This window comes from Streptomyces sp. R21 (assembly GCF_041051975.1).
Lineage (GTDB): Bacteria > Actinomycetota > Actinomycetes > Streptomycetales > Streptomycetaceae > Streptomyces.
This window is the reverse complement of record NZ_CP163435.1, coordinates 6,883,436-6,908,190: the sequence shown is the minus strand read 5'-3', so window position 1 is coordinate 6,908,190 and position 24,755 is coordinate 6,883,436. Positions and strand designations below refer to the sequence as shown.

The window sequence follows — 24,755 nt, the reverse complement described above, 5'->3', positions numbered from 1 at the left end:
CCGGGTCCCTGGGCCCGCTTCATCTCGTCCGTCACTCGGAGCGCCCGACGATCCGGAAGGTGGGATGGTCGGCCGGGTCGGGGAGTTCGGCGAATGTCTCGCTGACCGTGGGGAACCTGCCGTACTGCTTGAGATAGATCTCGATCAGCGGCGGCCGGTCCGCGACGGGTACCTCGACCGCGTCGAACTCCTCGCTGCGGCCCTTGCGGGCGAGGCGCCCGCTCCCGGCGGCGCTCAGGTTGCGGGACCACTCGGTGTGTCCGCGCGGGGCGATCAGATAGCGCTCGCCGTCGTGTTCGAGGACGGCCACCGGCACCTTGCGCCACTGGCCGCTCCTGCGGCCCCGGACGGACAGCGTGCTCAGGACGCTCCTGGCGAAGAGCTTGGCCATCCGGTTTCCGATGACCCGCATGCCCCAAGGGGGCCGCAGATAAGGGGACTCGGCCGTCATCGCGCCTCCTTGGGGCGGGCTCCGCATACACGGTCCTTGTACGGGTCTATCGCGGGAACGCCGTTCAGATCCACCCCTGCTGCGTGGTGTAGCGGTGCGCGAACGGCTAGGCGGCGACGGAGTGCCGCTCCTCGACCGTCTCGCTCTCCGCCACCCGCTCCCTCCGATAGGCCCGGATCGAATACGCGAGCGCGGCGGCCCACACCCCGTACAGAACAACGTAGACCGGCACACTGACCGCGCCGGAGGCCCCCACCCAGTCACTCCTCAGCAGCGTCCGGACATTGGTCACGACGATGACCCCGCCCACCGCCGACCCCAGCACCCGCGGCGGAACCAGTCGCACCAGCCAGGCCGCGACCGGCGCGGCCACCAGGCCACCCAGCAGGAAGGCAAGCACCCACCCCCGGTTCAGCCCCTGTGAGCCGAGGGAGAAGAGGAAACCCAGGCTCGCGGCGACAGCGACGAGGAACTCGCTGGTGTCGATGGAGCCGATGACCTTGCGTGGCTCCATGCGGCCGCTGGCCAGCAGCGCCGGGGTGCCGACCGGACCCCAGCCGCCTCCGCCGGTCGCGTCCAGGAACCCGGCGACCAGGCCGAGGGGTGTCAGGAACCGTTTGCTCAGCGGCTTGCCGAGGTTGCCCCTGGGCATGCCGCGGAAGGTGAAGCGGGACATGACGTACAGGCCGAGGCCGAGCAGGATCAGGGACATCGCGGGTTCGGCGACCTCGGTCGAGAGCCGGGAGAGGACGGTCGCGCCGAGGAACGAGCCGAGCGCGCCCGGCACGCCGATCCTGGCGACGACCTTCCAGTCGACGTTTCCGAAGCGCCAGTGCGACGCGCCCGACATCAGCGTGGTGCCGATCTCCGCGAGGTGGACCGTGGCCGATGCCATGGCCGGATTGGTCCCCATGGCGAGCAGCAGCGTGGTCGACGTCACGCCGTAGGCCATGCCGAGGCTGCCGTCCACGAGCTGGGCTCCCAGACCCGCGAGGGCGAGCAGTATCAGCGTGCGCATGGGTCGGTCCCGTCTTCCGGCCTCTTCCGGCCTCTTCTGGGTTGCCTGCCGGTGGGGCAGAAGTGAACGGGGGCCGACGCTAGGGGCTCAGTCTGAGCGCAACCTGAGACCGCGATGAGGACGGTTCACAGGGAGGGCACGAGCTCTCTCAGTGTTCACCCAGCTGCTCGCGGGCTCTCCCGGATCGCCGCCCGGCGTCAACAGGCCGCCCCGCCTTCACCAGGGCGCCGCCTCCATTTCACCGGCCGTCCGTGCCGCCGTTGGTGCTGCCGTACGGCGCATCCCAGCCCGGTCCCTGCCGCCCGTACCGCGTAATCCGCCCGCGCCGGGCCCCCTGACGGCCGGTGTGGCCGGTTCCTCCATGGAGAATGGCCCCCACGCGCACCACCCGCACTGCCTGAACAACCCGTACTACCCGCACCACGCAGGTTTTTCGCCCAGGAGGCTTCTTTGGCGCTCAGCAGACGTTCCTTCGGAGCCTTCGCCGGTACGACCGCCCTCGGTCTCGCGCTGAGCGGCAGCGCCGGGGCGGAGGCGCCCTCGGCTCACGCGGCGCGTTCCGTGCCGACGGGCCCCGCGCCGGAGCCGCCGAGCGCCGACGGGCGGGGGCACACGGTCGGCTTCGACCGGTACTCGCTGCTGGTCGACGGCAAGCGGCTGGTCGTGTGGTCGGGCGAGCTGCACCCGTTCCGGCTGCCGAGCCCGTCCCTGTGGCGGGACGTGCTGCAGAAGATGCGCGCGCACGGCTACAACGCGGTGAGCATCTATGTGGCCTGGAACTACCACTCCCCCGCGCCCGGCCATTACGACTTCACCGGTGTCCGTGACCTGGACCTGTTCCTGCGCATGGCCGCGGAGACCGGCCTGTACGTGATCCTGCGCCCCGGCCCGTACATCAACGCCGAGGTCGACGGCGGTGGCTTCCCGGGCTGGATGACGGTGACCAAGGGGACGGCTCGGACCGCCGACCCGACGTATCTGCACTACGTCGACCAGTGGTTGAGCGCCGTGAACCGGATCGTCGCGCAGCACCTCTACACCAAGGGCCGCGGCACGGTCCTGCTCTACCAGATCGAGAACGAGTACGACGCCCACGTCACCGAGCCCACCGGCCGCGCCTACATGTCCCACCTCTACAAGAAGGTGCGCGCCGACGGCATCGACGTGCCGCTGTTCCACAACGACAAGGGCAGGAACGGCTATTGGGTGCCCGGCTCCTTCGACACCGGTGGGGAGAACGGGCGTTGGCTCTACGGCTTCGACGGCTATCCGTCGCCGTCCGGGAATCCGCCCGACTGGGGGCACTTCGGGACCGGCGGCGGGCAGGGCGGCGCCACGGCCAGCCCGCGGACGCCCGGGTTCGTGCCCGAGTTCGGCGGCGGCTGGTTCGACCCGTGGGGCGGCGGCTGGTTCAAGGGCAAGGGGTACGCCGAGTCGCGCCGGACGCGTGACGCGGCGTACGAGCGGCGGTTCTATCTGACCAACCTCGCCAACGGCATCACGCTGCACAACGTCTACATGACCTTCGGCGGCACGTCGTGGGGCTGGCTGCCCGCGCCGGTCGTCTACACGTCGTACGACTACGGGGCGGCCTTCGACGAAGGGCGGGGCGCCACCGCGAAGCTGCAGCCGATGCACCAGCTCGGTCATCTGCTGCGGCACGTGCCGGACTTCGCCAAGCTGGAGCGGGCGGGCGCGGTGAAGGCCGGGGACGACCGGATCAAGGTGTACCACCTGGCCAACCCGGACACCGGCTCCCATGTCTACGTACTGCGCAACGACAGTACGGAGGAGGTCACTTCGGACTTCCCCGCCGCCGGAACCCGGGTACCCGTGACGGTCCCGGCGCGCGACGCCCGGCTGCTGGCCGCCGGACTCGCCCTGGGGAAGCGGAAGTTGAGCTACTCCAACGTGCAGCCCATGCTGTCGTTCGCCGTCGGCCGGCAGGACATCGCCGTGTTCACCGGGCGGCGCGGCGAGCGGGCACTGATCGTCCTGGAGTGCCCCACCGAGCCGACGGTCACCCGGCTGGATCCCCAGGCCGGCTGGCTGTGGGATCGCGGCCTGCTGTACGTGTCGGCCACGCTCGGCGTCGGCGGGCTGACCCGGCTGCTGGTCGAGGGCGACGGCATCGACACGCCACTGCTGCTCCTCCTCGCCGACGAGGCGACCTCCGTACGGCTGTGGCCCTACGAGACCCCGTCGGGCAACCTCCTCGTGTACGGCCCGGCGCTGCTGCGCAGCGCCGCGCTGCGCGGGGCCACGGCCCATCTCACCGGTGACACGATCCAGGAGACGGGCCTGGAGGTGTGGGGGCCGCGCGGCATGGGTGAAGTGGTGTGGAACCGGGGCACTTTGCGCATGCTCCCCACCACCGCCGGGAGCCTGCGCATCGAACAACTGCTGCCCGGCGTCGGCCCCGTGAAGCTGCCCGCGCTCGGCGGCTGGCGGCGGCGCACGGAGAACCCCGAGTCCGAGCCCGACTTCGATGACGGCAAGTGGCGGAAGGCCGACCTGACTTCGTCGTACAGCACGACCCCCGTGCCCGACGGTCAGCCCGTGCTGTTCGCGGACGACTACGGCTTCCACTACGGCGACGTCTGGTACCGGGGCCGCTTCACCGACACGACCGACACGGAGTCGGTGTCGCTCTCCTACAGCACCGGCACGCAGGGCCTGCTGATGGCCTGGCTGGACGGGAAGCCGCTGGGCACCCACCGTATGCCGGTGCCGGACAACGCGACGGTGCGGCAGGGCAGTTGGGCGGCGACCGCCACCTGGTCGGTGCCGGAGAAGCAGCGCACGCACGGCCCGCATGTGCTGTCCGTCCTCGTCCGGCGCATGCAGCACGACCAGGACGGCAAGGCGCTCGGCACCCACAAGGTGGCCCGCGGCCTGACGGCGGTGGCCTTCAAGGGTGCTTCCCCGAAGGTGAGTTGGCGGCTCCAGGGCGAGGCGGCGCCGGATCCGGTGCGCGGGGTGATGAACAACGGCGGGCTGTACGGGGAGCGCGAGGGCTGGCATCTGCCGGGGTTCGCGGACCGCGGCTGGCCGCTCGTCGACCTCCCGCGGGCGGACCGGCGGCAGGGCGTGACCTGGTACCGGACCGGGTTCCGGCTCTCCGTGACCCCCGGGGTGGACGCCTCGATCGGGCTCACCCTGACCGACGATCCGGCCCGTGCCTACCGCGTCCAGATCTTCCTGAACGGCTGGAACATGGGCCAGTACATCAACGATGTGGGCCCGCAGCACACCTTCGTCCTGCCGAACGGGATCCTCCGCACACGTGGCGCCAACACACTCGCCCTAGCGGTCCTGTCCGACGGGACCACACCCGCGGGCCCGGGTGACGTGCGGCTGACCCTGCTGGGCAGCGCGGCCGGAGGAGTGCCGGTGACACCGGTCGACTCGCCCGGCCGCGCGGCCACGCACTAGGCCAGCCGGATCACGTTCCAGGACAGCGGCTCCAGGACGGCGGTCAGCCGACCGTCCTGGACGCCGGCCCCCTCGACCGCGTGCGGGGTGACCCGCTCGGGCTCGGCGAGGGTGTTCCGGGCGTCGGGGTCCGCGTCGGCGAGCGCGCTGTGCTCGACCACCGACGTCAACTCCAGCCCGTTCAGGGCCACTTCGAGCGGCAGCGACTCGGTCCGGCTGCGGTTGACCGCGAAGACCGTGACCGTGCCGTCCTCGGCGCGCACGGCGGTGGCGTGCAGCAGGTCCGCCTCGCCGTACTTCTTCGTCTCGTACGTCGGGGAGTCGACGCGGACGTCGAGAACCTGCCCCTGCCCGTACTTCGCGGCCTGCGCGAACGGGAAGAACGTCGTCTGCTTCCACGCCGGGCCGCCCGGCTCGGTCATGATCGGCGCGATGACGTTGACGAGCTGGGCGAGACAGGCGACCGTCACCCGGTCCGCGTGCCGCAGCAGCGCGATGAGCAGCGAGCCGAAGACGACGGCGTCGGTCAGCGAGTAGTTGTCCTCCAGCAGACGGGGGGCCTCCGCCCAGTCCCGCGAGGGGGAGTTCTCGATCGCTTGCCACTTCGAGAGGTACCAGACGTTCCACTCGTCGAAGGAGAGGTTGATCTTCTTCTTCGACTTCAGCTTCGCACCCACGTGGTCGCAGGTCGCGACGACGTTCTCGATGAACGACTCCATGTCGACGGCGGAGGCGAGGAAGGAGTCCAGGTCACCGTCGATCGGCTCGTAGTAGGCGTGCAGAGAGATGTAGTCGATGAGGTCGTACGTCTCCGTGAGGACCGTCGCCTCCCACTGGGCGAAGGTCTCCATCGACTGGCCGGAGGACCCGCAGGCGACCAGTTCGACGGACGGGTCGATCTGGCGCATCGCGCGGGCCGTCTCGGCGGCGATCCGGCCGTACTCCTCGGCGGTCTTGTGGCCGGTCTGCCAGGGGCCGTCCATCTCGTTGCCGAGGCACCACAGCTTGATGCCGAACGGGTCCTTGTCGCCGTGCGCGGCGCGCAGGTCCGAAAGGGCCGTGCCGGAAGGGTGGTTGGAGTACTCCTGGAGTTCCAGCGCCTCGGCGACCCCGCGCGTGCCGAGGTTCACCGCCATCATCGGCTCGGCCTGCGGGCCGACCTTCTTGAGGAAGGCGATGTACTCGGAGAGGCCGAAGCGGTTGGTCTCGGTGGAACGCCAGGCCAGGTCCAGGCGGCGGGGGCGCTCGTCCGCCGGGCCCACCGAATCCTCCCACTTGTAGCCGGAGACGAAGTTGCCGCCGGGATAGCGGATGGCGGTGACGCCGAGCTCCCGGACCAGGTCCAGCACGTCCTGGCGGAGGCCCGCCTCGTCCGCGGTGGGGTGGCCCGGCTCGAAGATGCCGGTGTAGACACAGCGGCCGAGGTGTTCGACGAAGGATCCGAAGAGACGGGGGTTGACCTCGCCGACGGTGAAGGCGGGGTCGAGGGAGAAACGGGCGGTGGTGGTACTCATGGGGACCTTTCAAAAACGGAGTTACTTGACAACAGGCCAGTCATGCACCCAACCGAGCCTGTTCAGGCCCAGCTTGGGTGTGCCGTTGTCGTCTGCGTCGTAGTAGTGGTAGGCCAGCCAGTCCTTGCCGTGGTCACGGAAAACGGACTGTCCGCCCGTGCCCACGTACCTGCCGTGGCCGGCGAGGAGGAGGTCGCCGCCGCCCTCCAGCATCGGGGTGCCGGTGCTGTCGACGTACGGACCCGTGACCGATGTGGAGCGACCGACCCTGATCTTGTACGTGGAGTTCACGCCGGAGCAGCAGGCGTCGTAGGAGGCGAAGAGGTAGTAGTAGCGGCCGTGCTTGACGACGTACGGGCCTTCGACGGCGTACGGCGCGTCGGGGCGGGTCGCCAGGTGCCAGGCCGTGGCGCCCGGGACGGACTTGCCGGTCTTCGGGTCCAGTTCGACCATGCGGATACCGGTCCAGTAGGAGCCGAAGGCCATCCACAGTTTGCCGTCGGCCTTGATGACGCCGGGATCGATGGCGTTCCAGGTGTCGGTCGTCTCGGAGGTGAAGACCTTGCCGTGGTCCGTCCAGGTGCCGGGCAGACCGGACTTGGAGGTGGCGACGCCGATCGCGGAGTGGTTGGTGCCCCAGGAGGAGACGGCGTAGTACAGCCAGTACTTGCCGTCGCGGAAGGAGAGGTCGGGGGCCCAGGGGTCACCGGTGGAGTTGTACTCGTACCACCAACTCGGCGGCTCGGCGAAGGCGTTGCCCGAGTCGTCCCAGTGCTTCATGTCCTTCGACAGGCGGGCGCCGATGATCCCGCCGGTCGAATAGGCCACGTACCGGCCGTTCTTGAGATGGGCGACGGTCGGGTCGTGGATGATCTCCTGGCCGGTGAGCGGGAGCGGGTCGGGGTAGTCGGCCGCCTGCGCGGTGGCGGGCAGGAAGGCGAGGAGGGCGGCGGCGAGGACGGCCGCGAGTCTGAGGCGCTTCACGTCTGTTTCTCCTGACCGGGGTTACTGGCCCGCGAGGCCGGTGTGCGCGACACCCGCCACGATCTGGCGCTGGAAGAAGACGAAGACGACGATCAGCGGGAGGCCCGCCATCAGGCCGCCGGCCATGAGCTGGGCCCACTGGATGCCGTAGGAGTTCATGACGGTCGCGATGCCGTTCGGCATGGTCATCAGGTCGGGGTTGTTGGTCACCATGTACGGCCACAGGAAGTTGTTCCAGGACGCGATGAAGGTGAAGATGCCGACCGCGGAGAGGGACGGGCGGGCGAGCGGGACCACGATGGTGAAGAAGACGCGCCAGCGGCCGGCGCCGTCGATGAACGCGGCCTCCTCCAGTTCGCGCGGGATGCCCTGGAAGAACTTGTAGAGGATGTAGACCATCGCGGCGGGCGCGCACTGCGGCAGGATCATGCCCCAGTAGGTGTCGACCATCCCCATCTGCTGCACCGTGGTGAACAGCGGCACCCCGAGGACCGCCGGGGAGATCATCAGGCCTGCCATCACGACGCCCATCAGGACGCTCTTGCCCCGGAACTCGGTGCGGGCGAAGCCATATCCGGCCAGCGCGCTGACCGCCAGCACGATGGTCGTCACGCACACCGAGACGACCAGGGAGTTGACGAACCAGTTGGAGACGTTGCCGGTCTGCCACAGCGACTTCCACGCCTGGACCGTCCAGACCTCGGGCAGCCAGTGCGGTGGGATCTCGGAGGCCTCGGTCTCGGACTTGAGCGAGGTGAACAGGGCCGCGGCGATCGGCGCCACGAAGACGGCGGAGACGGCGACGCCGATCAATGTCAGAACGATCTGACTGGGCGTCCAGGGCTTGCGGGACTTGGTACGGATGACAGTGGCGGTGGTCATCGGCCGCCCTCCTCACGGTTGCGCAGCAGCCACATCCGCGCCAGGGCGACGACTGCGATGATCACGAAGAAGATGATGGACATCGCGGAGGCGTAGCCCACGCGGTAGCTGGTGAAACCCTGTTCGAGGGTGTACTGCACGAACGAGCGGGTGCTGAGCTCCGGTCCCGGGCTGAAGTCCATCATCACGACGGCCTGGTCGAAGAGCTGGAGCGAGGCGAGCACCTGGAGCGCGATCACCAGGCCGGTGATGTTGCGGAGCATGGGCAGCGTGATGTGGACCATGCGGTGCCAGGCGTTGGCGCCGTCCAGCTTGGCGGCCTCGTACAGGTGGTCGGGGATGCCCTGGAGGGCCGCGAGGTAGAGCAGGAAGCTGAAGCCGACCGTCCACCACAGGGTGGTGATGACGATGGCGAGCATCGCGTACGACTTGTCGGTCAGCCAGGGCGTCTGGAGCCCGAAGGTCTCGTTGAACAGGCCGATTCCCTGGGTGAACAGCCACTGCCACATGTTGCCCGCGACGGTCGAGGGCAGCAGGAACGGGGCGAAGAAGCACAGCCGCCACAGCCATTTGCCGCGCTCGATGTGGTGGGCGAGCATCGCGAGCAGGAAGGCGAGCACGGTGATGCACGGCACGACGAGCAGCGTGAAGTAGGCGCTGTGGCCGAGCGCGTCCCACATCGCGGAGTCGTGCAGGGCCTCGCGGTAGTTGTCGAGGCCGATGAAGCTCGCGCCCGCACCGGAGATGTTGGCGTCCGTGAAGCTGAGGTAGAGGCCGCGCAGCAGCGGCCAGATCACGAATACGGCGAACAGGCCCAGGAAGGGGGCGACGAACCAACCCCCGTGCTGGAAACCCTGCTTGCGGCGGACGGTCGCGGTGGCGGTCGCGGTTCTGGCGCGCGCCGGTGCGATGACGGTCTGAGCGCTGGTCGTCATGCGACCGCACCTCCCTGCGCGGCGGTCTTGCCGTCCATCGGGTTCTTCGAGGCGAGGAGCTTGGTGAGGTGCTTCTTCATCGTCTGCGCGACCGCGGCCGGCTTGGCGGAGCCCATCGTCGAGGAGACGACGACCGGGCCGAGGTCCTGGGCGAGGACGCCGGTGGAGCCCGCGAACCACACCTTCGGCTCGGTGGCCTGGTGGTCCATGGCGCTCGCGTACTCGTTCTGCGGGGTGAGCTTCTTGTACGCGGCCGTGGACAGCGTCGGCGTGTACGCGGGGATGTGGCCGCCGGCCGCCCACTGCTGGGCGTGCTGGACGACGTAGGCGGCGAGCTGGTGGGCGCCGTCGTTGGTGGCGCCGCCGCGGCCGGCCTGGTGGGGCAGGACGAAGGCATGCGACTCGGCGTGGGTGGCCTGCTTGCCGAAGACGGCCGGCAGCGGGGTCGCGCCGTAGTCCAGCTTGGCGCCGGAGAAGACCGGCACGGACCAGTTGCCCTCCCAGGTGAAGGGGGCGCCGTTGATGAACTGCTCGCCGGTGGGGGCACCGGGGATGACGTAGCCGTCGGTGACGTGCTGCCGGAGGAACTCCAGGACCTGGGTGGCCTTGTCGGCGTCGAAGAGGACCTCTGTGTTGGAGTCGTTGAACCACTGGCCGCCGAGCTGGGTGTAGAAGGCGACGAAGAACCACCACTGGAAGTTCTGGTCGTTGGTCCACAGGCCGATGGTCTGCAGGCCCTTCTTCTGGACCGCCTTGGCCTTCTTCAGGACGTCGAACCACTCGGTGGTGGAGGTGACGGGCACGATCCTGCCGTCGTCGCCGAGCAGGTCCGCCTTCTTCAGCACGTCCTTGCGGTAGAAGCAGAGCTGGACGTGGATGTCGAGCGGCAGGGCGTAGAGCTTGCCGTCGATCACGCCGCGCTTCCACAGCGCGGGGTTGAAGTCCGCTTCCCGCACGCCGTACTTGGCGAGCAGGTTCACGTCCCAGGGGTCCAGGAGGCGGCCCGGCGAGAAGCCGGTGACGCGGCCCATGTGCATGACGCCGAGTTCGGGGGCGCGATCGCCCGCGGCGGCCATGGCGAGCTTGGTGTAGAAGGGGTTGCCCCACTGGAGCGTGGAGTCCTTCACCGCGATGTCGGGATGCTCCTTGCGGAAGGAGTCCAGCATCGCGATCATGTTGGCGCCGTCGCCGCCACTGAAGAGGTTCCAGTAGCGGACCCGAGTGCTCGCGCTGGACGCCAGTGCGTCCGCTCCGGTGCCGAGCGCGGCGAAGCCGAAGCTGCCGGCGACCGTCAACCCGCCGATTCCGGCCAGGAGTTGCCTACGGTTCAGGCCAGGTTGTCCCATGCCCTGCCCTTACTGTTCGAGATTTCGATAGATGCTCGTAACTTCGAACGGGACCGTAGATAGGAAGCGCTTTCCCGTCAATGGGTTGCGCAAAAATCGACGGCCCCCGTCCAGCGACCGGACGGGGGCCTCGAGCATTGCGGGGCAAACTGCCCAGGAATCGCTAACCGGCGAACGCGGGCTGCGGCAGGCCCTTTCCGGCGCCGGGGAACACCAGCACCGAGCCCGACATCGGGTGCGGCGCCTCCAACCCCGTACGGGCCGTGGTGATGTACAGATCGGTCAGATCGGCGCCGCCGAAGGCACAGGCCGTGGGACGCGGGACCGGCAGTTCGACCACCCGGTCCAGCTCGCCGGACGGCGTGTAGCGGCGGACCGCGCCGCCGTCCCATAGGGCCACCCAGACGCAGCCGTCGGCGTCGACGGTGAGCCCGTCGGGAAAGCCCTCTTCCGCGGTCGCCAACGTCCGCCTGTTGACGGGCAGTTGGTCCTCATCCACGTCGAAGACGTCGATCCGTCGGGTCGGCGAGTCGACGTAGTACATCAGCCGTCCGTCCGGGCTCCAGCCCGTGCCGTTGCTCACCGCCACGTCGTCGAGGACGACCCCGACCGTGCCGTCGGGCGCGAAGCGCGACAGCGTGCCGCCGCCCGGCGCCTCGTCGTAGCGCATGGTGCCCGCCCACAGCGTGCCGTCGGGTGCGACGGCCGCGTCGTTGGCCCGGCGTCCGGGGACGACCTCGCGGTGCAGCCACCGGAAGCCCTCGGGGCCGTAGAGCCCGACCCCGTCACGGAGGTTGACCACCAGCCCGCCGCCGGCCCGCGGCTTCGCCGCACCCACGTGCTGCTCGGTGACCATGACCGTGCGGCGCCCGGAGGCGGGGTCGTAGGTGTGCACCCGGGAGCCGAGGATGTCGACCCAGATGAGCCGCTGCTCGGCGGTGTCCCAGGTCGGCCCCTCACCCAGCGCCGCCTCCGCATGGACGGCGACCTCGATCGGCGTCACGCCACGCTCCGGTGGCCGAGCCGCTCCGACAGCTCGGCGGCGCCCTTCACGGCGAGCTGCTCCAGCTCGATACGGCGGTCGTCGCTCCAGCGGATCATCGGCACGGAGATGGAGAGCGCGGCGACGACCCGGCCCGTGCGGTCGCGCACCGGGGCGGCGACACAGCTGACGTCCGGGTTGGACTCACGGCTCTCCACGGCGATGCCGCGGGCGCGGATCTCGGTGAGGGCCTCGCGCAGGGCGCCCGGCTCGGTGATGCTGTTGGGCGTCATCGCGACCAGCTCCGCGTTGTCGGGGATGCGCGCGGTCAGCTCCGGCTCGGAGAGCGAGGCGAGCAGCATCTTGCCGACGGAGGTGCAGTGGGCGGGCAGCCGGCGCCCGGCGGCGGACACCATGCGCACGGCGTGCGTGGAGTCCACCTTCGCGATGTAGATGACATCGGTGCCTTCGAGGATCGCCACATGGACGGTCTCGTCGCAGGTCTCCGCGACCGAGCGGGCGACCTGCTGGCCCTCGGCGGCGAGGTCCAGCTGCTCGGCGTAGCGGCTGCCGAGCTGGTACGGGCGCACACCGAGCCGGTAACGTCCCGGCTGGCCGGGCACCTGGACGATGTACGAGCGGGCGGCCAGCGTGGTCACCAGTTCGTGCACGGTGGTGCGCGGCAGCTGCAGCTTGCGCACGATGTCGGGGGCGGAGAGTGTCCCGTCCCCGTCCAGGAAGAGTTCGAGTATGTCGAGAGCCCGGGTCACGGCAGGTACTAGGCGGCCCACAACCGGCCCCCTCTCTATGTATCTCAGCGCCTGTGTTCGAAATTTCAACAGACGATCGGCATGACGAACACAGGCTAGTCATAGTGGGCTGGAGCGGGCAATGGGCGGGTCGGAGGTCCCTTGTGGGGCCCCGGCGTTTCCGGAGTCGTACGGGCGGGAAAAGCCCCACACACATCCGCCGCGGGGGAAGGCCAGGGTGACAAACCATGACGGAGCCGCCCGGCGCGTTCCCGCCCCCGCCTATGCCTCCCGCCGCCCCGCCCGTGCCGGGCCCGCCAAGAACCGCGTGGTACGCCCGGCCGGTGCCGGTGGGCCTCGCGGGCCTGCTCCTCGGCGCGGCGATGATCGGCGTTCCCTGGCTGCTGACCAGGGACGACACCCCCGCGACCGGCGGGCAGGGCTCCCTGACCGGCGGGTCGACGGCGGCCCTCTCCGCGCCGGAGAAGCTCGGCGACTTCATGCACCAGGACACCGCCATGAAGGGCCTGGGCGCGGACGAGGACAAGGAGAAGGCGGAGAAGAACGCGGAGGTGTACGTCACGGCGGACCGGCGCAGCAGCGGTCTGCTGTCCACGGCGTACGGCGGTGCCCCCGCCGTCGTCCAGGGCTTCGCCGACGCCAAGTTCGAGAACCAATTCCAGCTGACGGCCGTCCGCGCCCGCTCCCCACGGCCGTTCGTGGCCTACGAGGACCCCGCTCACGTGGGCCTGGTGAAGCCCCAGAACGAGATGACCAGCTTCGGGAAAGTGGACTGCGTGATCTACAACGCCCCCACGAACTCGGGCGGCACCCCGGCTTCCGACAGCGTGAGCGTCATCTCCTGCCAGCGCACCGGCGACGGCCTGACCGTGCAGATCCGCCAGGTGTCCGGTGACGTGGGTCATGTGCCGCGCCGGGTCGCCGGGCTGGTCGACCAGGCGTGGACCGCGCTGTCCTGACGCCGCGCCGCCGGAGGCGTCAGCGGCGCGCCCTCGGATCCCCCAGCTCCCCGCGCAGCCGCTGGGCCCGCAGCACCAGCTCCAGCTCGAAACGGCGGTCCGGGTCGTCTATCTCGTCGCCCCAGAGTTCGCGGATCTGCCGCAGGCGGTAGCGGACGGTCTGCGGGTGGACGCCGAGGCGGGCGGCGACCTCGGGGGCGCCGCCGCGTGTTTCCAGCCATGCGAGCAGGGTCTCGGCGAGGCGGCGGCCGTGGGTGGGGCCGCAGTGTTCGAGGGGGGCCAGGCACCGTAACGCGAGGTCGTCGATGAGTTCCTCGGGCTGGAGGAGGACCAGGGCCTCGGTGTGCTCCGTGCAGTGCAGGACCTCGCCGGCGGGCAGCAGCCGCCGCTCCATCAGCCGTACGGCGGCCTCCGCCCAGCGCAGCGACTTCGCCGCGTCGGCCAGCGGCACCGGGGGCCCGACGGCGCCCGACCAGCCCGCGAGGGCGCGGTGCAGCAGCTCCGGGCGCCCGGCGGCGTCCGGCTCGGGCACGACCATGCGCGGCTGCTCGTACTCCATGTCGAGGAGCACACCCTGCCCGACGGCGGGCGCGACGGCCTCGCGTGCGGGGCGCAGCAGCACGCCGACGGCGACCTTCTTGGGCAGCGGCCAGCCGATGCGGGCGGCCCGCTCGACGAGCGCCTCGGCGGAGTCACCGCGGTGGTGCTCGGCGAGCAGCATCTCCATGAGGCGGCGCTGCAGCCGCAGCCGCTCGCCCGCCTGGCGGGCCGCGGCCTCCGCGTAGCCGCGCACGGACTGGTCGACGAGGCCGTCCAGGTACTCGTATCCGGCGTCGACGAGTTCGTACATCGCCGGTGGCGGGATTTCGACCCTCTGCCCGATCTCGGCGAAGCGGCGCCAGGCGAGGCGGACGCCGAGCCGGTAGATGGCCTGGAGGGAGTCGAGGCTGCGGCCGTGCAGGCCCTCGCCGCGGCCGAACTCCTGGAAGACCTCGGGGTGCACGCGCGGGCGGCCCTCGGCGCTCTCCAGGTGCTGCACGAAGACCTCGATGGCCCGGCGGATACCGATCAGCGCCATGGGCTCGCCGGAGTCGTCGAGCACGACGGGCAGATGCGGGTACTCGCGGCGGATCTCGCGCAGGATCTCCTCCGCGAGCGCCGGCGCCTCCTCCATCGCGAGCGCCGCGAACCGGCGTACCTGGAGTCGGGGCACGTCACGCCAGGCCGAGCCGTTCGCGACGGTTCCCGGGCGAGGGATCACGGTCAGCGCTCCTGGCCGGCATTCTGGTAGGTGATCAGCGGCGTGTTCGGCTGGTCCGGGGTCGCGTCGAGCAGCGCGACGATGCCGAGCGCGGCTCCTACGGCGAGTGCGGCGGCGGCCGCCATGGTCAGTGCGGCGGCGAGCAGTCTGGACATGGCGGGTGAGCCTCTCTGTCGGAGGTCGTCCCCATCCCGGCGCTCAACGCGGCCGTGTCCCTCGGCCGCGCGGTTCCCACCCGATGCCGGACCACGGGCCCGGCAGTGGCCAGTCTCGACAATGCATTGACACCCCGTCAAGGGTGCGCCTACGGTTCCCGCCGCATACCGCACGTGCATTTCCTCCCACGGTGTCGACCCACCCGTATACACCCGTATCCATCCGTAACTCCCGGTGAGTCGAGCCCCTCACGCCCCTGGAGTGCCCGGATGCGCAGAACCGCCTCACCCCTCTCACTGATCCTGCTGGGCCTCGGGACATTCCTCCTCGTACTGGCCCCGCTGCTTGCGTGGTACGTACAGCCGCGCGCCGCCGTGAACCCCGTCGACATCGACACCACCGCGATCTACACCGGCACGGGCAGCGTCTTCGACGTCGACCAGGTCAAGACCGTGCCCGACCAGCACATCACCGTCACCCAACGGGTCCGCGGCGACGTCGCCGACAGCGAGAAGAGCGGGAACGCGGTCTGGGACGTGACGACCACCGTCGACACCGACAAGTCGCTGCCCGCCGACGACCCGCACGACGCCCTGGAGTTCATGCCGGGCCGCTGGGTCACCGACCGCACGACCAACGAACCGGTGCACTGCTGCCACGAGAAGCCGTACTTCGAGGGCGACGCCTACCTGAAGTTCCCCTTCGACGTGCACAAACGCTCGTACCGCTGGTGGGACAACTCCCTTGGCGCGACGGTCACTCTGCACTACCGGGGCACCAAAAAGATCCAGGGATACGAGGGTTACCGCTTCACCGGCACCGTGCCCGCCACCCGGACCGGAACACGCCTGGTCCCGGGCGCGATCGTGGACCAGCCGCAGCGCAGCCAGGTCCTCGCCGAGGAGTGGTACTCCAACCACCTCGTCGAACTCGTCGTCGACCAGCGCACCGGCCGGGTGATCTACGCCCAGGTCGGCCCCCGCAAGACGCTGCGCGCCCCCGGCTCGAAGAAGGACGCCGCCGTGCTCCTGGACAGCGAGAAGCTGGGCTTCACGACCGCGACGCAGAAGGACCAGGTCAAGCAGGCGAAGAAGGAGAGCGGTCAACTGCGCATGGTGGGGCAGACGTTGCCGATCGGTGCCGCTGTGGCGGGATTCGTCCTTGTGGCGGTGGGGGGCGTTTTGGTGGCACGAGGACGGCGGCGCCCCGATACGTCCGGGATGCCCCCCGCTCCGCTCACGATGTGATGTGACGTCAGTTCTAATAACCGCGGAAATTGTCACTTCGGTGAGTAGCCGTGGCGAACGGCTGGGCGAAAACTGTCCAACCCACCCGAGCACAACCGGTCCACATCCCTCACCCAAGCACGACTCAGACCCCCCACAGAAACCCGCACCGCGCGTCCCACCCCGATCCGCACCGTGTCCTACCCCCCACGCTGAGTTCCGCACCCTGAGACGAGTTGGAGCACACATGCCCCAGCACGTGCCTTCCCAGCTGCGCGAAGCGTTCCCGCGCTCCGCGCAGTACCCTCCGGCGCTCCCCCCGCACCCGCGCCGTATCGTCTTCCTGGCCCACCGCGACCTCGGCAATCCGGCCGCGGGCGGGTCCGAACTCCTCGTCGACCGGCTGGCCGACGGGCTGACCCAGCTCGGCCACCAGGTCACCCTGCTGTGCGGCGGGCCCGCGGCCTACCGCGACTACCGGGTCGTCTCCGCCGGCGGCGACTACGGCCACTTTCTGCGCGCCCGTTCGGCGTTCCACCGGCAGGTGGGCGACTGCGACCTGCTGGTCGAGGTGTGCAACGGCATGCCGTACCTGGCGCCGCTGTGGCACCACGGGCCGACGCTGTGCCTGGTCAACCACGTCCACACCGACCTGTGGCGGATGCGGTTCGGCGGGCCGCTGGCGCCCGCGGCCCGGCTCGGCCGAAGACTTGAGCACTGGGCGCTCGCGGGTGCGCAGCGCGACAATCTCATGGTCGCCGTCTCCCCGTCGACGGCTCACGCCCTGAGCGCGATCGGGGTCGAGCGCGAGCGCATCCGGGTCGTGCACAACGGGGTCGAGGAGCCGGGTCCGCAGGCCCCGCGCTCGCCGGAACCGCTGTTCCTGGCGATGGGCCGGCTCGTCGAGTACAAACGGATCGATCTCCTCCTGCGGCTCTGGGAGCGGGTGCGCCCCGTGACGGGCGGCCGGCTGGTGATCGTCGGCGACGGCCCCGAGCAGGAACGTCTCTCCCGGCTCGCGGGTCCCGGCGTGGAGTTCGCCGGCCACGTCTCCGAGACCGAGAAGCACCGGCTGCTGTGCGCGGCCTGGCTGCTTCTGCACCCCTCCGCGGTCGAGGGCTGGGGCCTGGTCGTCACCGAGGCCGCGGCGCGCCAGACCCCGGCGATCGCCTTCGACGTACCAGGGCTGCGGGACTCCGTGGAGGACGGCGAGACGGGCGTGCTGGCCCGCGGCGAGTCCTCCTTCGCCGCCGCCTGGTGCACCCTCGCCCTCTCCGCCCACCGCCGCGGACTCATGGGCAAGGCGGCCCGCGACCGCGCCGCCCAGTACCGCTGGAACCACACGGTCCGCCAGTTCAGGACGGTGGCCGCAGAGGCGGTCACGTCCTGGCGGGGGTGACACCCATGAAGCCCGCTCCCGACCACGGCCATGCCCCGGCCACCTCTGCGAGCGCTCCGCCGGACACTGCGGGAGCGGACACCGGGGCCCCTCGGGACACCGGGGCCCGTCGGGGCCCCGCCCCCTGGAAGGACCCCTCCCTCCGCCGTTCCGTCGCCCTCTTCCGCGCCTTCCTCCACGAGCAGGACGACCCCGAAGGCTGCTACTCGCTGCTCGCGCGCGACGCTGCCGATCAGGTCGAGGCGTACGGGGGTGGTGTCGCGGGGCGGACCGTCGTCGACGTCGGTGGGGGGAGCGGGTACTTCACCGAGGAGTTCCGGCGGCGGGGGGCCAGTGCGTACCTCTTCGAGCCGGACGTACGGGAGTTGGGGGCGCATCCCTCGGACGCGGCGGTGGTCGCGGACGGGTATCTGCTGCCGCTCGCTGACGGGGTGGCCGATGTCTGCTTCTCGTCCAACGTGCTGGAGCACGTGGCCGATCCGCAGACGTTCCTCAGCGAGATGGTGCGGGTCACCCGCCCGGGCGGACTGATCTACGTGTCGTTCACCAACTGGCTGTCCCCGTGGGGCGGTCACGAATGGGCGCCCTGGCACTACTTCGGTGCGGAGCGGGCGCGGGCCCGCTACAGCCGCCGTACCGGAAAGCCCGCCAAGCACACCCTCGGCGAGAACCTCTTCGCCGTGCACATCGGCACCACCCTGCGGCAGGTGCGCGCCCGGGACGACGTCACGGTCGTCTCGGCGCGCTCCCGCTACTGGCCCTTCCTCGCCGGTGCCGTCGCGAAGGCGCCGGGACTGCGCGAGTTCGCCACCTGGAACCTCCTCCTCATCCTCCGGCGGTGTCCACCATGACGACCACGGTCCAGGCTCCTCCCCCGGCAGCCGTCCCCACCGCCCGGGCGACCGCGGGCCCCCCTGAGGGCCCGCGGTCGCGGCGGTGGCTGGTGGGATTCTGGGCCGTGGTGTTCGTGCTCTTCCTGGTGGTGCACCCCGGGCGGCAGACCTTCGACACCAAGCTCGGAGTCGCGCTCGACCCCTGGCAATTCCTCTCCGATCTGGGCCAGTTGTGGCACGACCGGGCCGGCTTCGGTGGCATCCAGGACCAGTACGTCGGCTACGCCTGGCCGATGCTGCCGTTCTACGGCCTGTGCAAGCTGATCCACCTCCCGGTGTGGCTGGCGGAGCGGCTGTGGCTGTCGCTCATCGTGTCCGTGGCGTTCTGGGGCGCCCTGCGGCTGGCGGAGCGGCTGCGTGTCGGCAGCGGCGCCTCCCGGCTGCTCGCGGCCGTGGCATACGCGCTGTGGCCGGTGTTCACGATCGTCGTCGGCTCGACCTCGGCGGCCGCGCTGCCCGGCGCCTTCCTCCCCTGGGTGCTGCTGCCGCTCGTCGACGAGCGCTACACCGCCCGTGTCGCCGCCTTCCGCTCGGCGCTGTTCATCCCCTTCATGGGCGGTGTGAACGCGGCAGCGACCCTGGCCTCCCTGCTGCCGGTGGGGCTGTATCTGCTGTCCCGGCCGCGCGGGCCACGGCGGCGCAAGCTGATCACCTGGTGGGTGCCCGGCGTCGTCCTGGCGACCGCCTGGTGGGTCATCCCGCTGCTGATGCTCGGCATCTACGGCGAGAACTTCCTTCCCTACGTGGAGACTTCACAGACGACCACGGCCACCATGTCGGCGACGGAGTCGCTGCGCGGAGCCGGCAACTGGGTCGCGTATCTGCACTTCGGCGAGGCGTGGCTGCCGGCCGGCTGGACCGTCGCGTCCTCGGTGATCGTGATCGTCTGCTCGGCACTCGCGGCCGGGCTCGGCCTCGCGGGCCTCGCGAGACGGGACATGCCCGAGCGCCGCTGGCTGGTGCTGACGGTCCTGTCGGTCGCTCTCATCACCCTTGCCGGGTACGGCGGTTCGTTCGGCGCGCCCTTCCACGGCGTCGTCCAGGACTGGCTGAACGGCGGTCTCGTCCCCTTCCGCAACATCTACAAGTTCCAGACGGGCCTGGCCCTCGCCCTGGTGCTCGGCCTCGCACATCTGGTGGGCGTCGCCGCCGAGGAGCGCGGGGCCCGCCGGGTGCGCGGGCGCCGCCTCGCCCCGCTGATCGCGGCGATCCTGGTGCTGCCCGGCCTCGCCTGGCCGTACCTCAACGGGTCGATCCTGAACCCGGGTTCGTTCCAGAAGCTCCCCACCTACTGGGAGACCACCGCCGACTGGCTGAAGAAGTACTCCCCCGACTCCCGCGCCCTCGTCGTCCCCGCCACCGCGCACGGCATCTACACCTGGGGCTCCCCCATCGACCAGCCCCTCGACGTCCTCGCCGACTCCCGCTGGGCGCAGCGCGACTACGTGCCGTTCGGCACCCCGGGCAACCGGCGGGCCATGGACGCGGTCGAGCAGTCACTGATGACGGGCGGCCAAGTACCGGGTCTGGCCGACTACTTGAGCCGCGCCGGCCTCTATTACGTCGTCGTCCGCAACGATCTCGACCCCGACCAGATCGGCTACGTCCCGACCGCGACCGTGAAGCGCACCCTGGAGCAGTCGGGGTACCAGCGGGTCACCGGTTTCGGGCCGGTGATGACCGGCGGGCGTATCGCCAACGACACGCCGATGCAGGTCGAGGGCCTGTATCCGCGCCAGCGCGCCGTGGAGATCTACGAGCCGACCGGCCAGGGCGTGCCCCGGCCAGGCCAGGCCGGGCTGAAGCCGATCGCGGACACCGCCGTGGTCTCCGGCGGCCCCGAGTCGCTGCTGCCGCTGTCCGCCGACCCGTCGATGCGGGGCCGGGCCACCGTACTGACCGGCGACAACCATCCCGGCCTCGGCACGCCCGAGGTGCAGGTGGTCGGCGACGGGCTGCGGCGCGCCGACACCCGCTTCGGGCTGGTCAACTCCAACACGTCGTACACGTACACGTCCGGCGAGCGAAACCCCTCCGACAGCGCGCAGGACGCGGGGAAGAAGCCGCACCAGATCCTGCCGATGAAGGGCATCGACCACCAGACGGTGGCCGAACTGCGCGGCGCCCGCTCGGTGACCGCGTCCTCCAGTGGCAACTGGCTGTTCCAACTGCCGCAGTACGACCCCGTGAACGCCTTCGACGGCAACCCGAACACCGCGTGGGCGGAGGGCGCGGCGGGCTCGGCGAACGGGCAGTGGCTGCGGATCCGGTTCAACGGGTCGATCGACATGCCGTCGTCGTTCAAGGTCACGCCGCTGGCCCAGGGCGGTGTGCGGTCGGCGCCGACCCGGGTGCGGGTGGAGACGGAGAAGGGGTCGACGAGCAGTTTCCTCGAACCCAACGGCATGACGCAGCGCATCAAGGCCCGTCCTGGGTCGACGAGTTGGATGAAGATCACGATCACCGAATCCGTCGCCCGGCACACCGGCCTCACGGGCGCGGGCTTCTCCGAGATCGACCTCCCGGACGTCCAGGTGACCCGGATGCTGCGGCTGCCGACCGACGCCGCGGGCTCCGACGCCTCCGCCGAGATCGTCTCGCTGCACCGCACCGCCGACCCCACCGGGCTCTCCCCGACGGGCACGGAGGCGGGCCTGCACCGCCGGTTCTCGACGTCGACGTCGGGCACGTACGACGTGAAGGCGAGCGCGGTCCCGATCCCGGGCGAGGAACTCGACAAGCTGCTCTACGAGGTGGCCCCCGACCAGGAGCACCGGATCACCGCGACCGCCGACTCCACGGCGGGACTCGGCGCGGGCCTGTCGGCGCGCAACCTCACCGACGGCGACCTGACGACGGCGTGGATCGCGGGCGACCGGCCGACGATCCACCTCAGCTGGCCGGACAAGCAGGCGGTCTCCTCGATCGTGCTGGCTCCGGCGGGCGGTCTGGCCACCCGGCCGACCGAGGTGGACATCAGCTCCCCGGACGGCGCGGCGATCGCCGGAGTCGACGACAACGGCTGGGTCCGCTTCGACCCCATCACGACCGACCACCTCGACATCACCATCACCAAGACGGCGCCGCTGACCGTGCACAACCCGGTCGCGGACGACGACCTGCAACTGCCCGTAGGCCTGACCGAGGCCTACATCCCCGCCCTCGACCAGTACCGCACCCCCCAGCCCTCGGCCACCCGCACGTTCACGCTCCCGTGCGGGAAGGGCCCGGATCTCGCGGTCGACGGGAAGCTGTACCAGACGAGCGCGAAGGGGACCATCAAGGATCTCGTGGAGCGGCGGGCGATCGAGCTGACGCTCTGCCAGGAAGGGCGTGCGGACGCCCAGTTGGATCTCCCCGAGGGTTCGCACCGGGTCGAGGCCGGGGACGCGGGCCCGCTGACGGTGACCGACGTGACGCTCACCAGCGGCACGGTCAGCGCGGACGCGAGCGCCGGGGCACGCGAGTTGAAGATACGGGACTGGCTGGGCGACCGCCGCGAGGTGACGGTCGGCTCCGGCGCCGCCTCGTACCTGACGACGTACGAGAACTACAACGACGGCTGGAAGGCCACGCTGAACGGCCATGAGCTCACGCCGGTACGGCTGGACGGCTGGCAGCAGGGCTGGCGTGTCCCGTCCGGCGCGGGCGGCACCGTCAAGCTCTCCTACGAGCCCTCGACGACGTACGAGGCCGGGCTGATCGGCGGCGGAGTCGCGGTGGCGGCGCTCGCGGGCCTCGTCCTGTGGCGGCGCCGCTCGCCCAACCCGGACGTGCCGCAGCCGCTGCCGCCCGACGCCGGGCTGTGGCTCGGCACGGTCGCGCTCACCCTCGTCGGCATCGTGATCGCGGGCTTCTTCGCCCTGCTCGTCCCGGCGCTGGCCCTGCTCGCCCGGAAACGGCACACCCTGCTCGTACCGATCGCCTTCCTCGCGCTCGCGGGGGCGGGGATCGCGGCGGCGACGGGGGCCGGGTCGCCGGTGTCCGCGGACGAGGGCGCGTTCGGGCCGGTGGCCCAACTCCTGGCGCTGATCGGGCTGTTCGCGGCGCTGGTGAGTGTGCGGGAGCCGGTGGCGCCCGATGCCGCCGGGACGACGGCACAGTTCGCGTCGCCACCGGGGCTGTCCGTGGGGGCGCCGCCCGGGTCGGAGGCGCCGACCCAGCAGCTGCCGCAGCGGCGGCGCGGGGAGAGCGAGGGGCCGGGCTCATCACCGGGTGCCGCCGCGGGGTCCGGGCTCGCCTCCAGCACCACCATCTCCGCGCGCGGCCCGGAGCCCGACCCGCCGACGGCACGCATCGGGTTCCGCAAGCCGAGGTTCAGAGCGACACCACCGGAGCCGGACGACACTCCCGACAGGCCCGGCGAGACGCGGGAACCCGGCAGCGGCACGGACCCGAGCACGGGAACCGACACGAGTACGGGAACGGACAAGGAGAAGGGCCAGCCCACATGACCGCACTGGCACAGCCCGCCCGCGACGGCACGGACGGCCCCGCACGGCCCCCCGTGCGCGTGCCGTTCCCCGTCGTGGACGAGGTCGCCCGGCACTGCCTCCAGGAGGAGGAGCCGGAGACGGTCCACATCGAGGTCCACCTGCCGGGCCGTCTCGACCCCGCCCGCCTCACCTCGGCGTTCACCGAGGCCCTGCGCCGCCATCCGCGCATCCTCATGCGCGAGGCGGCCGGGCCCTGGTACCGGCGCCGCTACGAGTGGGAGCTGACCGCCGGTCCGGACGTGCCGGTGGTGACGTTCCCGCCGCCGGACCGGGACGCCCTCAAGCACGCCCGCGACCGCGCGCTGAACAACGCGCCACCACTGTCCGCGTCGCCGCCGATCCGCCTCGAAGTCGTCGACGAGGACAACGGGTCCGACGGCACCGTCCTCTTCCTCACCATCAACCACACCGCCCTGGACGGCCCCGCCTGTCTGCGTGTGCTGGCCACGGCGGCGGAGCTGTACGGCGGCCGTGACAACTCGCCCGCCGCGCCTCCGGTCCGTCCGCCCGACGCCCCCGAGGAGCAGGTGGACACCCCGTCCGGCTGGGCACCGCCCGCCCGTGTCGCCCACGGCTCCCCCGAACCCTCGCCGGGCAACGGCCTGCTCGTCACCGAGCTGACCGTCCCGCGCCGCCCCAAGGGCGCCCCGTACACGGTCAACGACCAACTCATGGCCGCCACCGCTTTGATGATCGTCCACTGGAACAGGGAGCACGGCGCCCACCCGCGCCCGCTGCGCATCACCATGCCGGTCGACGACCGGCCGCGGGGCACCGACATGCCCATCGGCAACGGCACCCGGCTCGTCGAAGTCCCCTTCGCCCCCGAGGAGTTGGACCCGGCCCGGATGGGCGAGCTGCTGCGCCGCACGGCGGACCGCACCCGCGCCCTCAAGTCCCTCCCGCGGCCCCAACTCGGCCACGGAGCAGCCATGCTGACCGCCCCCGTGGTCCCCGTCGCCTGGCGCGCCGCCGTCACCCGGGGCCTGCGCAGGGCGGTCGCCCCCTGGACGTCGACCACGCTCCTGAGCAACATCGGCCGCATCCCGTACAGCCTCGACTTCGGCAGCGCCGCCGGGCGCGCCCACGCGGTCTGGTTCTCGGCGCCGGCCCGCATGCCGCGCGGCCTGACGGTGACGACCGCCTCCACGGCGGGCCGCCTCCACCTCGCCCTGCGCTGGTCCCGCAGCCTGCTCAGCCACGGCGACGGCGCCCACCTCCGCGACCTCTTCGAGCACTATCTGCACGCGACGGAGATCTCATGACGTACGCGGCCCAGGAGGGCACATGACCTACCCGACGCGGGAGGGCACATGACGACGACAGCCCCCGTACGAAGGGAGCTGCGCGACTTCTACGAGGACCCCGCCGTCCCCGTCGCGTCCGGCACCCCCCGCAGTGTGCGCCAGGCGCGCATGCTGGCCGCCGCGCTCGGCCCGGCCACGCGCGGCGCGAAGACCGTCCTCGACATCGGCTGCGGCGACGGCACCGCGGCCGCCACCGCCGCGCCCTTCCTCGCCGGGCACCGGCTCGTCGGCGTCGACTGGTCCCAGGACGCGCTCCGACGCGCCCACGCCCGCCTGCCGTACGCCGTGCGAGGTGAACTCACCGACGGCGGGCTGCCGTTCGCGACCGCGGCGGCCGACGCGGTGCTGTTCAGCGAGGTGATCGAGCACCTCGTGGACCCGGACGCCGCGCTGGACGAGATCCGCCGCGTGCTGCGCCCCGGCGGCCATCTCATGCTCTCCACCCCGAACCTGGCCGCCTGGTACAACCGGGCTCTGCTGCTCGCGGGCGTCCAGCCCGTCTTCTCCGAGGTGAGCCTGCGCGCGATCCACGGCCGCCCCGGGAAGGAGGTCGTCGGCCATCTGCGGCTCTACACCGCCCGCGCGCTACGGGAGTTCGTGGCCGCGTCGGGCTTCGAGGTCGTACGGCTGCGGGGGGCGCCCTTCCACGGTGTGCCGCGTCCGCTGCGCCCACTGGACCACCTGGCCTGCGCACTGCCGTCGGCCTCATCGATCCTGCTCCTGCACGCGCGGAGGACCTAG

Annotated in this window: 19 protein-coding genes; 8 read left to right on the top strand and 11 right to left on the bottom strand. The window is 71.0% G+C overall.

Annotation, left to right across the window (positions count from 1 at the left end; translation table 11 throughout):
* Positions 1–31: 31 nt before the first annotated feature.
* Positions 32–451 carry a nitroreductase family deazaflavin-dependent oxidoreductase gene (locus AB5J56_RS30765; RefSeq protein ID WP_369237194.1) on the bottom strand — a complete coding sequence of 140 codons (420 nt, stop codon included), beginning with the start codon at positions 449–451 and terminating at the stop codon, positions 32–34.
* Between the two features lie 106 nt (positions 452–557).
* Entirely contained in the window at positions 558–1,469 is a 912-nt protein-coding gene (locus AB5J56_RS30760; protein ID WP_369237192.1) for a sulfite exporter TauE/SafE family protein, read from the bottom strand.
* A 450-nt stretch (positions 1,470–1,919) separates the two neighbouring features.
* On the opposite strand from AB5J56_RS30760, the gene AB5J56_RS30755 reads away from it, so the two are divergent.
* A complete protein-coding gene (locus tag AB5J56_RS30755) occupies positions 1,920–4,904 on the top strand; it encodes a beta-galactosidase (protein ID WP_369237190.1) in 2,985 nt (994 codons plus the stop codon).
* On the opposite strand, the gene AB5J56_RS30750 is transcribed toward AB5J56_RS30755, so the two are convergent.
* The 7 genes from AB5J56_RS30750 to AB5J56_RS30720 all read right to left on the bottom strand — a co-directional run bounded on the left by AB5J56_RS30750 (position 4,901) and on the right by AB5J56_RS30720 (position 12,338).
* Complete coding sequence (locus AB5J56_RS30750; protein ID WP_369237188.1) at positions 4,901–6,418, bottom strand: alpha-N-arabinofuranosidase; 1,518 nt, start codon at positions 6,416–6,418, stop codon at positions 4,901–4,903. The two genes, AB5J56_RS30755 and AB5J56_RS30750, sit on opposite strands and share 4 nt — an antisense overlap.
* A gap of 21 nt (positions 6,419–6,439) precedes the next feature.
* Positions 6,440–7,402, bottom strand: coding sequence for an arabinan endo-1,5-alpha-L-arabinosidase (locus AB5J56_RS30745; protein WP_369237186.1), 963 nt, complete (start codon positions 7,400–7,402; stop codon positions 6,440–6,442).
* A 21-nt stretch (positions 7,403–7,423) separates the two neighbouring features.
* Complete coding sequence (locus tag AB5J56_RS30740; protein ID WP_369237184.1) at positions 7,424–8,284, bottom strand: carbohydrate ABC transporter permease; 861 nt, start codon at positions 8,282–8,284, stop codon at positions 7,424–7,426.
* On the bottom strand, positions 8,281–9,219 hold the full coding sequence (locus AB5J56_RS30735) for a carbohydrate ABC transporter permease (protein ID WP_369237182.1): 939 nt from the start codon (positions 9,217–9,219) through the stop codon (positions 8,281–8,283). The genes AB5J56_RS30740 and AB5J56_RS30735 overlap by 4 nt, the downstream gene beginning before the upstream one ends.
* Positions 9,216–10,565, bottom strand: coding sequence for an extracellular solute-binding protein (locus AB5J56_RS30730; RefSeq protein WP_369237180.1), 1,350 nt, complete (start codon positions 10,563–10,565; stop codon positions 9,216–9,218). Before AB5J56_RS30730 ends, AB5J56_RS30735 begins: the two co-directional genes overlap by 4 nt.
* A gap of 163 nt (positions 10,566–10,728) precedes the next feature.
* A complete protein-coding gene (locus tag AB5J56_RS30725) occupies positions 10,729–11,568 on the bottom strand; it encodes an SMP-30/gluconolactonase/LRE family protein (protein ID WP_369237178.1) in 840 nt (279 codons plus the stop codon).
* Positions 11,565–12,338 carry an IclR family transcriptional regulator gene (locus AB5J56_RS30720; RefSeq protein ID WP_369237176.1) on the bottom strand — a complete coding sequence of 258 codons (774 nt, stop codon included), beginning with the start codon at positions 12,336–12,338 and terminating at the stop codon, positions 11,565–11,567. The genes AB5J56_RS30725 and AB5J56_RS30720 overlap by 4 nt, the downstream gene beginning before the upstream one ends.
* Before the next feature lie 206 nt (positions 12,339–12,544).
* On the opposite strand from AB5J56_RS30720, the gene AB5J56_RS30715 reads away from it, so the two are divergent.
* Positions 12,545–13,276 carry a hypothetical protein gene (locus tag AB5J56_RS30715; protein ID WP_369237174.1) on the top strand — a complete coding sequence of 244 codons (732 nt, stop codon included), beginning with the start codon at positions 12,545–12,547 and terminating at the stop codon, positions 13,274–13,276.
* Between the two features lie 19 nt (positions 13,277–13,295).
* Here AB5J56_RS30715 and AB5J56_RS30710 read toward each other — a convergent pair whose 3' ends face one another.
* Entirely contained in the window at positions 13,296–14,537 is a 1,242-nt protein-coding gene (locus tag AB5J56_RS30710; RefSeq protein ID WP_369237172.1) for a PucR family transcriptional regulator, read from the bottom strand.
* A gap of 2 nt (positions 14,538–14,539) precedes the next feature.
* Entirely contained in the window at positions 14,540–14,692 is a 153-nt protein-coding gene (locus AB5J56_RS30705; RefSeq protein ID WP_369237170.1) for a hypothetical protein, read from the bottom strand.
* 270 nt (positions 14,693–14,962) lie between these two features.
* Between AB5J56_RS30705 and AB5J56_RS30700 the strand changes: the two genes are divergently transcribed.
* From AB5J56_RS30700 to AB5J56_RS30675, 6 genes are all read left to right on the top strand, one after another.
* On the top strand, positions 14,963–15,940 hold the full coding sequence (locus AB5J56_RS30700) for a DUF3068 domain-containing protein (RefSeq protein WP_369237168.1): 978 nt from the start codon (positions 14,963–14,965) through the stop codon (positions 15,938–15,940).
* Between the two features lie 226 nt (positions 15,941–16,166).
* Positions 16,167–17,318: a glycosyltransferase family 4 protein gene (locus tag AB5J56_RS30695; protein WP_369237166.1), complete on the top strand. Its 1,152-nt coding sequence runs from the start codon at positions 16,167–16,169 to the stop codon at positions 17,316–17,318.
* Between the two features lie 5 nt (positions 17,319–17,323).
* The gene (locus tag AB5J56_RS30690) at positions 17,324–18,169 is read left to right on the top strand and encodes a class I SAM-dependent methyltransferase (RefSeq protein ID WP_369237164.1); all 846 of its coding nucleotides are present in this window, start codon (positions 17,324–17,326) and stop codon (positions 18,167–18,169) included.
* Complete coding sequence (locus AB5J56_RS30685) at positions 18,166–22,665, top strand: alpha-(1->3)-arabinofuranosyltransferase family protein (protein ID WP_369242902.1); 4,500 nt, start codon at positions 18,166–18,168, stop codon at positions 22,663–22,665. Before AB5J56_RS30690 ends, AB5J56_RS30685 begins: the two co-directional genes overlap by 4 nt.
* Positions 22,662–23,972 (top strand): condensation protein, encoded by a 1,311-nt coding sequence (locus tag AB5J56_RS30680; RefSeq protein WP_369237162.1) that lies wholly within the window; start codon positions 22,662–22,664, stop codon positions 23,970–23,972. Before AB5J56_RS30685 ends, AB5J56_RS30680 begins: the two co-directional genes overlap by 4 nt.
* Before the next feature lie 48 nt (positions 23,973–24,020).
* Positions 24,021–24,755: a class I SAM-dependent methyltransferase gene (locus AB5J56_RS30675; RefSeq protein ID WP_369237160.1), complete on the top strand. Its 735-nt coding sequence runs from the start codon at positions 24,021–24,023 to the stop codon at positions 24,753–24,755.

Bases quoted from the DNA above. Each gene is read 5' to 3' on its own strand.
- AB5J56_RS30765 (WP_369237194.1), bottom strand. From the start codon at position 451: ATGACGGCCGAGTCCCCTTATCTGCGGCCCCCTTGGGGCATGCGGGTC.
- AB5J56_RS30760 (WP_369237192.1), bottom strand. From the start codon at position 1,469: ATGCGCACGCTGATACTGCTCGCCCTCGCGGGTCTGGGAGCCCAGCTC.
- AB5J56_RS30750 (WP_369237188.1), bottom strand. From the start codon at position 6,418: ATGAGTACCACCACCGCCCGTTTCTCCCTCGACCCCGCCTTCACCGTC.
- AB5J56_RS30740 (WP_369237184.1), bottom strand. From the start codon at position 8,284: ATGACCACCGCCACTGTCATCCGTACCAAGTCCCGCAAGCCCTGGACG.
- AB5J56_RS30735 (WP_369237182.1), bottom strand. From the start codon at position 9,219: ATGACGACCAGCGCTCAGACCGTCATCGCACCGGCGCGCGCCAGAACC.
- AB5J56_RS30730 (WP_369237180.1), bottom strand. From the start codon at position 10,565: ATGGGACAACCTGGCCTGAACCGTAGGCAACTCCTGGCCGGAATCGGC.
- AB5J56_RS30715 (WP_369237174.1), top strand. From the start codon at position 12,545: ATGACGGAGCCGCCCGGCGCGTTCCCGCCCCCGCCTATGCCTCCCGCC.
- AB5J56_RS30705 (WP_369237170.1), bottom strand. From the start codon at position 14,692: ATGTCCAGACTGCTCGCCGCCGCACTGACCATGGCGGCCGCCGCCGCA.
- AB5J56_RS30700 (WP_369237168.1), top strand. From the start codon at position 14,963: ATGCGCAGAACCGCCTCACCCCTCTCACTGATCCTGCTGGGCCTCGGG.
- AB5J56_RS30695 (WP_369237166.1), top strand. From the start codon at position 16,167: ATGCCCCAGCACGTGCCTTCCCAGCTGCGCGAAGCGTTCCCGCGCTCC.
- AB5J56_RS30690 (WP_369237164.1), top strand. From the start codon at position 17,324: ATGAAGCCCGCTCCCGACCACGGCCATGCCCCGGCCACCTCTGCGAGC.
- AB5J56_RS30685 (WP_369242902.1), top strand. From the start codon at position 18,166: ATGACGACCACGGTCCAGGCTCCTCCCCCGGCAGCCGTCCCCACCGCC.
- AB5J56_RS30680 (WP_369237162.1), top strand. From the start codon at position 22,662: ATGACCGCACTGGCACAGCCCGCCCGCGACGGCACGGACGGCCCCGCA.
- AB5J56_RS30675 (WP_369237160.1), top strand. From the start codon at position 24,021: ATGACGACGACAGCCCCCGTACGAAGGGAGCTGCGCGACTTCTACGAG.